The organism is Streptomyces lushanensis, from assembly GCF_001700515.1.
GTDB classification, from domain to species: domain Bacteria; phylum Actinomycetota; class Actinomycetes; order Streptomycetales; family Streptomycetaceae; genus Streptomyces; species Streptomyces lushanensis.
This window is the reverse complement of sequence record NZ_MAUD01000293.1, coordinates 1-11,586: the sequence shown is the minus strand read 5'-3', so window position 1 is coordinate 11,586 and position 11,586 is coordinate 1. Positions and strand designations below refer to the sequence as shown.

Annotated in this window: 12 protein-coding genes; 3 read left to right on the top strand and 9 right to left on the bottom strand. The window is 70.7% G+C overall.

The window, feature by feature from the left end:
- Both BFF77_RS23020 and BFF77_RS23015 read right to left on the bottom strand, forming a co-directional pair.
- Window positions 1-687 (bottom strand): TerD family protein (locus tag BFF77_RS23020; protein ID WP_141698500.1); only part of this gene is annotated, 687 nt, incomplete at its 3' end.
- Window positions 688-819: 132 nt separating this feature from the next.
- The gene (locus tag BFF77_RS23015) at window positions 820-1,407 is read right to left on the bottom strand and encodes a M48 metallopeptidase family protein (RefSeq protein WP_066952952.1); all 588 of its coding nucleotides are present in this window, start codon (window positions 1,405-1,407) and stop codon (window positions 820-822) included.
- 212 nt (window positions 1,408-1,619) lie between these two features.
- Between BFF77_RS23015 and BFF77_RS23010 the strand changes: the two genes are divergently transcribed.
- Window positions 1,620-2,819 carry a ThiF family adenylyltransferase gene (locus BFF77_RS23010; RefSeq protein WP_066952950.1) on the top strand — a complete coding sequence of 400 codons (1,200 nt, stop codon included), beginning with the start codon at window positions 1,620-1,622 and terminating at the stop codon, window positions 2,817-2,819.
- Complete coding sequence (locus BFF77_RS23005; RefSeq protein ID WP_066952948.1) at window positions 2,812-4,245, top strand: ABC1 kinase family protein; 1,434 nt, start codon at window positions 2,812-2,814, stop codon at window positions 4,243-4,245. The genes BFF77_RS23010 and BFF77_RS23005 overlap by 8 nt, the downstream gene beginning before the upstream one ends.
- Window positions 4,246-4,370: 125 nt before the next feature.
- Here the strand turns inward: BFF77_RS23005 and BFF77_RS23000 are convergent, their stop codons facing one another.
- The 4 genes from BFF77_RS23000 to BFF77_RS22985 all read right to left on the bottom strand — a co-directional run bounded on the left by BFF77_RS23000 (window position 4,371) and on the right by BFF77_RS22985 (window position 7,968).
- Window positions 4,371-4,694 (bottom strand): hypothetical protein, encoded by a 324-nt coding sequence (locus tag BFF77_RS23000; protein ID WP_066952946.1) that lies wholly within the window; start codon window positions 4,692-4,694, stop codon window positions 4,371-4,373.
- Complete coding sequence (locus BFF77_RS22995) at window positions 4,691-5,059, bottom strand: WhiB family transcriptional regulator (protein WP_066952944.1); 369 nt, start codon at window positions 5,057-5,059, stop codon at window positions 4,691-4,693. Before BFF77_RS22995 ends, BFF77_RS23000 begins: the two co-directional genes overlap by 4 nt.
- Window positions 5,060-5,230: 171 nt before the next feature.
- Window positions 5,231-5,560: a hypothetical protein gene (locus BFF77_RS35805; protein WP_066952942.1), complete on the bottom strand. Its 330-nt coding sequence runs from the start codon at window positions 5,558-5,560 to the stop codon at window positions 5,231-5,233.
- 197 nt (window positions 5,561-5,757) lie between these two features.
- Window positions 5,758-7,968, bottom strand: coding sequence for an ATP-dependent DNA helicase UvrD2 (locus BFF77_RS22985; protein ID WP_079125402.1), 2,211 nt, complete (start codon window positions 7,966-7,968; stop codon window positions 5,758-5,760).
- Window positions 7,969-8,184: 216 nt separating this feature from the next.
- On the opposite strand from BFF77_RS22985, the gene BFF77_RS22980 reads away from it, so the two are divergent.
- Window positions 8,185-8,427 (top strand): mycoredoxin, encoded by a 243-nt coding sequence (locus BFF77_RS22980; protein ID WP_066952940.1) that lies wholly within the window; start codon window positions 8,185-8,187, stop codon window positions 8,425-8,427.
- Between the two features lie 166 nt (window positions 8,428-8,593).
- Here the strand turns inward: BFF77_RS22980 and nudC are convergent, their stop codons facing one another.
- From nudC to BFF77_RS22965, 3 genes are all read right to left on the bottom strand, one after another.
- On the bottom strand, window positions 8,594-9,529 hold the full coding sequence (gene nudC / locus BFF77_RS22975) for an NAD(+) diphosphatase (protein ID WP_425424420.1): 936 nt from the start codon (window positions 9,527-9,529) through the stop codon (window positions 8,594-8,596).
- A 104-nt stretch (window positions 9,530-9,633) separates the two neighbouring features.
- Entirely contained in the window at window positions 9,634-11,028 is a 1,395-nt protein-coding gene (locus BFF77_RS22970; RefSeq protein WP_066952936.1) for a dipeptidase, read from the bottom strand.
- A gap of 10 nt (window positions 11,029-11,038) precedes the next feature.
- Window positions 11,039-11,586: PD-(D/E)XK nuclease family protein (locus tag BFF77_RS22965; protein ID WP_141698499.1), on the bottom strand; the 548-nt coding region annotated here is incomplete at its 5' end.

The following is an 11,586-nucleotide window of genomic DNA, read 5'->3' as shown; positions in this document are numbered from 1 at the left end:
GAACGAGGGCGGGGGCTGCGGAGCCTGAGGTGCCTGCGGGACCTGAGGCGCCTGCGGGGCGGGCGGAGCGCCGAACGCCGGTGCGGGCATGCTCTGCGTGGGCGGCGCGAAGCCCGGCACCTGTCCACCGGCCGGCGGCTGCGGCGGCGCGGGCTCCTCCTCGGCGACCTCGCCGCCGAAGTTCTTCAGGAGCGCGTCGAGCCCGCCGTCGAAGCCCTGGCCGACGGCGGCGAACCGCCATACGTCCTTGAGATAGAAGTCGCCGAGCATCACGGCGCGCTCGGTGGTGAACTCCGAGCCGTCGAAGGCGTATCGGACGACTTCCTCACCGCCCGCGACCAGCCGGATATATCCGGGGCCGACCTGGGACATCTGGCCCGCGCCGTCGACGGTGGCGGTGAACGAGAGTTTGTGGATCTGCGCCGGGATACGCTCCAGCGTCACCCTGAAGGACTCGGTGTCACCGGCCTGGGCGCCCAGCAACTGGATTGATTCCTCAGGCGACTTGGGCTGGTTGAAGAAGATGAAGTAACGGTCGTCCGAGAGCTGTTCATTGGCGTCGAGACCGAAGCAGCTGATGTCGAAGGTCAGCCCGGGAGCGGCGATCTGCACACCTACGTACAGATCCGTCCCCGGCGTGAGATCACTGATCTTGGCCTTGTGGCCGCGCTGGAATTCCCTGGCCATGCGTAACGACCGTCCCCCATCCCGAATGTGACTGCGTCGCGCCAGGCTAACGGCTATGTCCGACATTGAGCCAAGCCGGTACGGAGTCGGTACACGATCAATCGGTACACGATCGGCAGGGGCGCCGCTGCGTCATTCCCCGCGGGTGACGGGCAGATGCGGCAGCCGGTCGGCGGCGACGACCCCTTCGAGATAGCCACGCGCGCGCTCGGTGCGCGGATAGGCCTCCAGCAGCCGCCAGAACCGCGGACCGTGGCCCGGTACGAGGAGATGGGCCAGCTCATGGACGAGGACATAGTCGACGACGTACTCCGGCATGCCCTGCAACCGGTGCGACAGACGGATGCTGCCTTCGGCCGGGGTGCAGGACCCCCAGCGGGTGTTCTGGTTGGTCACCCAGCGCACGGAGGTGGGTCTGGCGCTGCCGTTGAAGTACTGGGCGGACAGCTGCTCGGCCCGCTCGGTCAGCTCGCTGTCGCCGAGGACGCGCCGGCTCTCCTGCGCGGCCAGTTTGTCGAGCATCACCGTGACCCAGCGGCGCTCCTCCGCCTCCGACATCCGGGCGGGAATGAGCACGATGGTCCGGTCGCCCTCGCGGTACGCCGAGACGGTTCTGCTGCGACGGGCGCTTCTGCGGACCTCCACAGCGCTCGTCCCCGAGCCGCGTGGCGGGCGGCGGGTGGGCTCCCCCGCCGGGCGAGGGGAAGAATCGGCGGACACGCCCCGACGTTACCCGCTGCGTATGGGGGAAGTCCCGCCTCCGGGACGGTTCGATCTTGATCCACTTTCCGGCCCGGGGAATTTTGAACGATTAACGCCGATGGCTGTGGATAACTTTCGGCAGCGTCGCGTGCCGCCTTGCATTCTGAGAACCGGATCGGAGCGAGCGATCCGAAGAAGATCGACGTGCGGAAATCGAGAGCGAGGCCGAAATGCATCCGATGGTGAAACCCGCGCTGCGGCGTGCGTGGCGGGAGCGGCAGACCGTGCAGTTCGGGGTCACACCCGCGCACGCGGTGCTGGTGGGTCCCGTCGACACGGCCACGGGCAGCTTTCTGGAGCTGCTCGACGGGACACGCGGGCTGCCGCTGCTGCGGGAGGAGGCGCGGGCGATGGGGCTGCCCGACGGGCTCGCCGATTCGCTGGTCAAGCGGCTGACCGCGGCGGGAGTGCTCGACGATCCGGACGCGGGCGGACGGGCGGCGGAGGACTTACGGAAGCGGACGGGCGTCTTCGACCGGGTGCGGCCCGATCTCGCGTCCCTCTCCGTTCTGCACCGGGAGCCCGGCGCGGGGGCGCGGGGGCTGGCGGCACGGCGGGCGATGCGGGTCCAGGTGCGCGGCGCGGGGCGGGTGGGCGCGGCCGTCGCGGCGGTGCTCGCGGCCTCCGGGGTGGGCCGGGTCGATGTGCTGGACGGCGGGTTCGTACAGGAATGGGACGTGTCGCCCGCCGGGCTGCCCGCCCACAGTGTGGGTGAGCGCCGGGACACGGCGGCTCGGCAGCTGGTCCGGCGGTCCGCGCCGGGACGGGCGCCGGGTGCGGCGGAGCGCGGGGAGTCCTGCGGGGAGGGCGAGCCGGGCCTCTCCCTGGTGATCGTGGCGCCTCGGGACGGGCTCGCCGCCTACGCACCCGATCGGACGGCGGCGGAGCCCTGGATCGCCACGGGCACTCCTCATCTCTATACGGGGGTGATCGAGGCCACAGGTGTGGTCGGACCGCTGGTGCTGCCCGGTGGCACGGCCTGCGCGGGCTGTGTGGCGCGGGTGCGGGCCGAGCGTGATCCGGGATGGCCCAGGATGCTGGCGCAGTGGCGCTCGGGCCGCCGGACGGCCGCCGTGCCGGCCTGTGACCTGGGACTGGCCACCACGGTGGCGGGACTGGCGGCGGCTCACGCGCTGTCGTTCCTGGACGGTGAGCTTCCCGCCAGCGCGGGTGCACGATGGGAGACATCGCTTCCGCTCCTCGAATGGCGGGCGGAGCGGACCGAGCCGCATCCGGAGTGCCTCTGTGGTGCGGCCGACAGGCCGCAGAAGGGTGTGCCTGGCGAAGACGAGGGCGTCGCACGACACAATGGCGAGGTATCCGGCACAGGCGGCACGGCTGTCTGGGACTTGGAGGGGCTTCATGTCTGATCTTCCCCGGAAGGCGGTCACCCGGACCGCGAAGCTGGCCACGCTGCCACTGGGCTTCGCGGGCCGGGCCACCTGGGGCCTCGGCAAGCGGATCGGCGGGAAGTCCGCGGAGATCGTCGCCAGGGAGTTGCAGCAGCGCACGGCGGACCAGCTCTTCAAGGTGCTCGGCGAGCTGAAGGGCGGTGCGATGAAGTTCGGGCAGGCGCTGTCCGTCTTCGAGTCGGCGCTGCCCGAGGAGATCGCCGGGCCCTACCGGGCGGCGCTCACCAAGCTCCAGGAAGCGGCGCCGCCCATGCCGGTCCGTACGGTCCACGCGGTGCTGGCGGAGCGGCTCGGCGAGGAGTGGCGCGAGCTGTTCCTGGAGTTCGAGGACAAGCCCTCGGCCGCCGCGTCCATCGGCCAGGTGCACCGGGCGGTCTGGCACGACGGACGCCGGGTCGCGGTCAAGGTGCAGTATCCGGGTGCCGGTGAGGCGCTGCTCTCCGATCTCGCACAGCTCAGCCGGTTCGCCAGACTGCTGGGGCCGCTGATCCCGGGGATGGACATCAAGCCGCTGATCACCGAGTTGCGCGACCGGGTCTCCGAAGAGCTGGACTACGCCCTGGAGGCCGAGTCACAGCGCGAGCACGCGGCGGAGTTCGCGGGCGATCCGGATGTGGTGGTGCCCGAGGTGGTGCACCAGGGCGAGCAGGTGCTGGTGACGGAGTGGATCGACGGAATACCGCTGTCGGAGGTGATCTCCGACGGGACGCCCGAGCAGCGCGACCGGGCGGGGCAGCTTCTGGCCAGGTTCCTCTTCTCGGGCCCGGCGCGCACCGGTCTGCTGCACGCCGATCCGCATCCGGGCAACTTCCGGCTGCTTCCTCCGGCGGCCTCCGACGAGGAGGGCGCGGACGGCGACGGCGGTGAAGACGGTCCGGACGGAGAGCTGCGGCTCGGGGTGCTGGACTTCGGCACGGTGGACCGGCTGCCGGGCGGGCTGCCCGGGACCATCGGTGAGGCCCTGCGGCTGACGCTGGACGACGACGCCGAGGCGGTGTACGACCTGCTGCGCGAGGAGGGATTCGTCAAGGAGTCCATCGATCTCGACCCGGACGCGGTGCTGGACTATCTGCTGCCGATCATCGAACCGGCGGCGGTCGACGAGTTCACCTTCACCCGGAGCTGGATGCGCGACCAGGCCGCCCGGATAGCCGATCCGCGCTCCCCCGCGCATCAGTTGGGCAAGCAGTTGAATCTCCCGCCGTCGTATCTGCTGATACACCGGGTCACGCTGAGCACCATCGGTGTGCTCTGCCAGCTCAACGCGACGGTACGGCTGAGGGACGAACTGGAGGCCTGGCTGCCCGGATTCGCGGCGGAGCCGTTCATACCGGAGCAGCAGGGCACGGCGGCGGAGGCCGAACCGGAGGCGGTCGACGGCTAGGCCCTGTCCGGCGGATCTGTCCGGCGGACGGCGTCGGCCGTGGCCGGGAAAGCGGTAGGGGGCCGGTCCTCGGGACCGGCCCCCGTTCAGTGACAGCGGTGGCACGCGGCCAGACAGGCCGGCCGCTACTGCATGACGGCCATGGCCAGCGCGCGGCGGGCGCGCAGCGACGCGCGCTCGGCGCGGCGCTGCAACCGCCGGGCGGCGACCAGGCGCGCTGCCTGGCGTTCCGCGTCGGCTTCGCGCAGGCGCTGGCTCATATGCGCGCGTGCCATGGCTTCTGGGATGAGTTGCATTTCACGGGTCCTGTTCTGACGCGAGTCGTTCGCGCCCATCGTGGTGACTGCCGGGGTCGCGGAGCCGGACGGCTCGCTCAGGGAAGAGGTCATCGGAGCCTGCTTCTGGGGATCGTGCGTGAAGGGACGGTCGATGGTTCCGGTGGCGTTCATGCCGTGACCGGGTTCTTGCGCGGACGGCCACGCGGACGCTTGCGGGCCACGACCACGCCCTGGACGAAGAGTTCGCCACCCCACACGCCCCACGGCTCACGCCGCTCCTTGGCGCCGGCGAGGCAGGCCTCGACCAGCGGGCAGGTGCGGCAGAGTGCCTTGGCGTACTCGACATCGGCCGGGGACTCGGCGAAGAAGACCTCCGGGTCGTAGGCACGGCAGGGAACGGGTACGCCGAGGCTCTCGATGGCGTCGTCGAGCGCGGTCAGCGCGGTGAGCGGAGTCAAGGTGGAGTCCTCCGTGGAGACGGGCGGGGAGATCGTTTCGGAAGGCGGTACGGACGGGGCGTGCGCTTCGAGTTGCACGGGTTTGGTTCCTCGTCTGGTCGGTCCGGGCCTGTTTGGCCGGGTGTCGGCTGGTACCGAGTAGTGCTAGTTCCGAGGCGCCTTCGGTTCTGTCTCCCGTTCGGGACAAACAGAAGGGCCGCGGATCCCTGGTGGGGTTCCGCGGCCCTGAGGCGCCGGTCCGATCATGGATCAGACTGGATCACTCCAGGGTTCGAGCCCACGGAAGGCCCACATCAAGTGGTGCTGCGTCTGCTGCTTCGTTTCGGCACCGGTCGCCGCAAAGGCATAGGCCTTGGCCGCTGCCGCTGCTACTCCTGCTTCCAGTGCCTTGGTCGGTCGCTCATTGCGCACCCCGACGGGAAGACCCGACAGAGCGGCGGGCCGGACGGCGGAGACGCCGGACAGGCCACTGCCAATGAGTTCGGAACCGGAGAAGCCGAGCGAGCAGGTGGAGACGACCGGGCGATCGGTCATTTTGCTGAAGCCGACAAAGCCGCTGCTGTGGATGATGCTGATCACTGGAATCGCCTCCTCTCGGCGTCTCAAGGACCGGCCTGAGCCAGTCGCACGTAACATGGACAAGCACTGTCAGCGAACAAGTGCTTTGGACAAGTAGAGCACGGGGACAGGGCTTCGGAGAAGCCCGCCGTTCCCGTGGTTAAGAACCTATGGGGATTCCCAGGGCGGGCGCAAACTATTTTTTCCACGAGTTCGCCTCAGTCGTCCGCGGTGTCTCCCACACCCTCCTCACCAGCGCAGATGGCGAGAACATCGGCCCCGAAGCGGTCCAGCTTGCGGACGCCGACACCGGCGATCGCGGCCAGCTCGCGCGCGCCGTCCGGCACGGTCTCGGCGATCGCCATCAGCGTCTTGTCGGTGAACACGCAATAGGCCGGCTGGCCCAGCCGCTTCGCCTGCTCCGCGCGCCAGTCACGCAGTCGCTCGTAGAGCGCCTCGTCCATGTCGGACGGGCAGTCCTCACAGCGCGTCAGCTTCATCTCACCCGCGTCGGTGAGCGTTTTGCCGCAGACCCGGCAGAGCACCGGACCACGCCGCTTGCGCCGCACGGCGGCGCCGCCGTGCTCCGGGGAGCCTCCCGAGCCCGCCGCCGCGCTCCGCGCTCCGGGGGCCGTGGAGCCCGGACGCAGTCCGTTCAGAAAGCGGGTGGGGCGACGGGAGGCCCGGCCGCCCGGAGAGCGGGAGAGCGCCCAGGAAAGACACAGATGCGACCGTGCCCGGGTGACCCCGACATAGAGGAGCCGGCGCTCCTCCTCGACCTGCTCGTCGGTCTTGGCGTAGGTGATCGGCATCATGCCCTCGGCGAGCCCGACCAGGAACACCGCGTCCCACTCCAGGCCCTTCGCCGCGTGCAGCGAGGCGAGTGTGACGCCCTGCACCGTGGGCGCGTGCTGTGCGGCGGCGCGCTCGTCCAGCTCGGCCACCAGATCGGCGAGCGTCGCACCCGGCCTGGCACGGACGAAGTCCTCGGCGAGACGGACCAGCGCGGCCAGGGACTCCCAGCGGTCACGGACCGCGCCGGAGCCCGCGGGAGGCTCGGTGGTCCAGCCCTTTGTGGAGAGCACCGCCCGCACCTGCGCGGGCAGTTCGACCACATCGTCGAGCAGGGAGTCGTTGCCCCCGAAGCGGGCCGCGCCCCGCAGCGCAGCGCCCGCCTCCCTCACCTCCTGGCGCTCGAAGAACCGCTCGGCGCCGCGGAGCTGATAGGGCACGCCCGCGTCGGCCAGGGCCTGTTCATAGACCTCCGACTGGGCGTTGATCCGGTAGAGCACGGCGATCTCACCGGCCGGGACGCCCGCGGCGATCAGATCGCGGATCCTGCGTGCGGTGCCCTCGGCCTCGGTGGGCTCGTCCGCGTACTCCGTGCAGAGCGGCTCGGGGCCCGGGTCGCGCTGCGAGACCAGTTCGAGCCGGTGCTCGGCGGCCCGGCCTCGCGCCTGGTTCAGCAGGCCGTTGGCGAGATGGACAACCTGGGGTGTGGAGCGGTAGTCCCGGACCAGCTTCACCACGGTGGCTCCCGGGTGGCGGGTGCGGAAGTTCAGCAGATGGTCGGGGGTCGCGCCGGTGAAGGAGTAGATCGTCTGGCTGGCGTCGCCCACGACGCAGAGGCTCTCCCGGTCCCCCAGCCAGAGATCGAGCAGCCGCTGCTGGAGCGGGCTGACGTCCTGGTACTCGTCGACCACGAAGTGCTGGTACTGCCGACGGATCTGGTCGGCGATGTCGTGCCGGTCCTGGAGGATGCCGACCGTGAGCAGCAGGACGTCCTCGAAGTCGATCACCGAGCGGTCGCGCTTGAGCTGTTCGTATGTCCCGTAGATCTGGCCGATCTCGGCGGGGTCGCGCGGGGCCTCGCGGACGGACTTGGCGACGGTGGCGGGATAGTCGGCCGGGACGGTCTGGGTGACCTTCGCCCACTCGATCTCACTGGTGACGTCCCGCAGTTCATTGCGGTCGAGCCGGATCCGGCAGCGGGCCGCGGACTCGGCGACGAGCTGGACCTTGCGGTCGAGCAGCCGCGGCAGCTCCCCGCCGACCGCCTTGGGCCAGAAGAACTGGAGCTGGCGCAGCGCCGCCGAGTGGAACGTACGCGCCTGGACACCGCCCGCGCCGAGCTGGCGCAGCCGTCCGCGCATCTCGCCCGCCGCCCGGTTGGTGAAGGTGACGGCCAGCACACTGGCGGGCTGGAGTATGCCCGCGCGCACGCCATAGGCGATGCGGTGGGTGATGGCGCGTGTCTTGCCCGTGCCGGCCCCGGCCAGCACACACACCGGGCCGTGCAGGGCCGTCGCCACCTCGCGCTGCTCGGGGTCGAGCCCGTCGAGCACCGCGTCGGCGTCGCGCGGCGGAGCCATGATCTGGCCGACCTCGGATTCGCGCGGGAAGAGTGGGGAGTGCGTTGCTGCTGTCACCCCGCCATGCTGCCAGGTCCCCCGGGACGGGTGCGGCGGTTGTCCACAGGGGAGCCGCGTCGGTCGTACGAACACACCCGCGACCCCGCCTCCGGAACCCCGTACCACGTGGCGGCCCGTACCACCTCCGTACGGGAATGGCGGCCGGGCCGCGTACGTTCGACAGGATGCGGACGACGCATTTCGGCGGGACCGAGACAGAGGAGCGCGAGAGACATGCCGGGCACTGTGACGATGTACAGCACCACATGGTGCGGATACTGCCGTCGGCTCAAGGGCCAGATGGACCGCGAAGGCATCGCGTACAACGAGATCAACATCGAGCAGGACCCGGAGTCGGCGGCCTTCGTCGAGAAGGCGAACGGCGGCAACCAGACGGTGCCGACCGTGCTGTTCTCCGACGGATCGACGCTGACCAATCCCTCGCTGGCCCAGGTCAAGCAGAAGATCGGCGTCTGAGCGCGCGGCGCCGTGTGCGCTTCATCGACCGAGCCCCCGCCGGAGCGATTCCGGCGGGGGCTCGGTCCGTGTACGGCCCGGTCCAGGAACGGTTCGGTCGTCGTGCCGTCGTGCCGCGCCTCGTCGTACGGCTCGGTCGTCCCGGGGTGCGGTACGCGGGCAGGGCCTAGTTGGCCGGCTTCGGCAAGGGCTTGCCGTACCACAGCTCCACCAGGCGCGCGGCGATCGAGATGCCGGCCGGCGGGAGGATCTCGCCCGATTCGATCGCGGCCCGCAGGTCCTCCCGGGAGAACCAGCGCGCCTCCTCGATCTCCTCGCCGTCCACCGTGATCTCCGACGAGGTGGCCCGCGCCATGAAGCCCAGCATCAGGCTCGACGGGAACGGCCACGGCTGGCTGGCGATGTACTCGACCTCGCCGACCGTGACGCCCGCCTCCTCGAAGACCTCACGGACCACCGACTGCTCGATCGACTCGCCCGGCTCCACGAACCCGGCCAGCGTGGAGAATCGCCCTTCGGGCCAGTGCACCTGACGGCCCAGGAGCGCGCGGTCCTCCTCGTCGGTGACCAGCATGATCACGGCGGGATCGGTCCGCGGATAGTGTTCGGCGCCGCAGGCCGGGCAGCGGCGGATGTGCCCGGCAGCCGCGATCACGGTGCGCTCGCCGCAACGGGAGCAGAAGCGGTGCAGCCGCTGCCAGTTCTCCAGCGCCACGGCGTGCACCATCAGGCCCGCGTCACGGGCGGAGAGCAGTGTGCCGGCCTCGCGCAGCCCGGCGGCCCGCGCCGACTGGTCGATCCGGCCCGGGAGCGAGTCCTTCTGGAGCGCGAAATAGCGGACACCGTCCGCGTCCGTGCCGAGGAAGTAGCGGTGGGCCTCGGTGACGGGCGCCTCGAAGGACGGGATCATCACCAGTTCGGTACGGCCGTCCGGGGTGTCGTCGATCAGCACCTGGCCGCCCGACACCACGAAGACCCGGGTCGTCGGATGGCTCCACGCCGCCGCCAGCCAGGCCTCGTCGAGCCGGTGGTGCGCCGCGCGGTCGATACCGCTGGGGGCGGTCAGGCCGATGGGTCGGTGTGCGGTGTCGTCACTGCTGATGGTGCTCACAGGTACTTCCAACTCCCCCGGGTGGATTGGGTTTCTGATCAGCGGAGTGTGCGGCGAAGTCTTCGGCGGCGCGCTCGGCGCGGGACGCGGCGCCGTCAGCGCAGCGCGGTGGCAAGGTCGCCCCAGAGGTAGGCCGTCGTTTCCACGCCCTTGAGCAGCAGGTCCAGTTCGACCTTCTCGTTCGGCGCGTGCCAGCCGTCGGACGGTACGGAGATGCCCAGGAAGAGGACGGGTGCGCCGAGCACGTCCTGGAGGTCAGCGGCCGGTCCCGAGCCGCCCTCACGGGTGAAGCGGACCGGCCGGCCGAAAGCGCGGCCCATCGACCGTACGACCGACTGGAGCGCGGGATGGTCCAGCGGGGTCAGACAGGGCCGGGTGGCCGCGCCGAAGCTGATCCTGTGCCGGATCCCGGCCGGGACACGGGCCTCGATCCAGTCGCGTACGGAGTGCTCGACCCGCTCCGGATCCTGGCCCGCGACCAGCCGGAACGACAGCTTGAGCTGGGCGGAGGACGGGATGATCGTCTTGCCGCCGGGGCCCTGGTAGCCGCCCGCTATGCCGTTGACCTCGGCGGTCGGACGGGCCCAGAGGCGCTCCAGGGTGGAGTAACCGGCTTCCCCGAGGGTGCCGTGGGACCGGGCCGTACGGAGCCACTCCTCCTCGGAGAAGGGCAGCTCCGCGAGGAGCGCGCGCTCGGTCTCGTCGAGCTCGGCGACACCGTCGTAGAAGCCTGGAACGGTGACCCGTTCGTGCTCGTCGTGCAGGGCGGCGACCAGGCGGGCGGCGACGGTGGCGGGATTCGGGACGGCGCCGCCGAAGGAACCGGAGTGGATGTCCTGGTCGGGGCCGTACAGCTCGATCTCGCAGTCGGCCAGGCCACGCATGCCGGTGCAGACCGTCGGGGTGGACTCGGACCACATACCGGTGTCGGAGACGATCACCGCGTCGGCGGCCAGCCGGTCCGCGTGCCGCTCGGCCAGGGCGCGGAAGTGCGGAGAGCCCGACTCCTCCTCGCCCTCGACGAGGAGCTTGAGATGGACGGCGGGAGTGGTGCGGCCGGTGGCGGCGAGATGCGCCCGTACCCCGAGGGTGTGGAAGAACACCTGGCCCTTGTCGTCGGCGGCACCGCGCCCGTACATCCGGCCGTCCCGTACGACCGGCTCGAAGGGATCCGTGTGCCAGCCGTCCTCGCGGGCGGCCGGCTGGACGTCGTGGTGGCCGTAGACCAGCACGGTGGGAGCGTCCGCGTCGGCGGAGGGCCACTCGGCGAAGACTGCGGGCGCGCCCGGGGTGTCCCAGATCTCGGCGACCGGGAAGCCGGTCTCCTTGAGCTTCTCGGCGAGCCAGTCGGCGCTGCGCCGTACATCGGCGTCGTGGTCGGGCTGTGCCGATACGGACGGAATGCGCAGCCAGTCGGCGAGGTCGTCGAGGAAGGCCGCACGATGAGTGCGGATGTACGTACGGACGACGCTGTCCGGGGTGTCGCTCATGATGTCGAGCCTAACGGGCTCCGGGAGCGGTCTCGTCTGCCGGTTCCTGGGATCCTCCGTCCGTGGGCATGTCGGCGTCGTCGTACGAACGTCCTGTGTCACGCCCTCCGCCGTCCGGCGCGTGCCCTGTGTGATCGGACGGATCGGCCGGGCCCGGCGGATCCGCGGTCAGGACGCGTTCCAGCTCGGGGCGGCCGGGCAGGCGCTCGGGACGTACGACCTCGCCGGTCCGTACGTAGAGGAACGCGGCCGTCACGTCCGTCAGCGGGAGGCGGTGCTGCTCGGCCCAGGCGAGCCGGTAGACGGCGAGCTGGAGAGGGTCGGCGGTACGGGCCCGGCCGGTCTTCCAGTCCACGATCTCGTACGTGTACGTCTCCGAGCCGGTCGCCGGGTCGGTGCGGGGATGGCGGTAGACGGCGTCGATACGGCCTCGGATCACACGGCCCGCGAGAGTGAGATGGAAGGGCGCCTCCACGCGGTACGGCGTGCGCCGGGCGTACGGGGTGCGCTCGAAGGCCGCCTTGAGCGCGGCCAGGTCGCGCTCAAGGCGGCCTTCGA

Excerpts from the sequence above, each read along its gene's own strand:
- BFF77_RS23010 (WP_066952950.1), top strand. The coding sequence starts at position 1,620 with ATGCATCCGATGGTGAAACCCGCGCTGCGGCGTGCGTGGCGGGAGCGG.
- BFF77_RS23005 (WP_066952948.1), top strand. The coding sequence starts at position 2,812 with ATGTCTGATCTTCCCCGGAAGGCGGTCACCCGGACCGCGAAGCTGGCC.
- BFF77_RS23000 (WP_066952946.1), bottom strand. The coding sequence starts at position 4,694 with ATGAACGCCACCGGAACCATCGACCGTCCCTTCACGCACGATCCCCAG.
- BFF77_RS22980 (WP_066952940.1), top strand. The coding sequence starts at position 8,185 with ATGCCGGGCACTGTGACGATGTACAGCACCACATGGTGCGGATACTGC.
- BFF77_RS22970 (WP_066952936.1), bottom strand. The coding sequence starts at position 11,028 with ATGAGCGACACCCCGGACAGCGTCGTCCGTACGTACATCCGCACTCAT.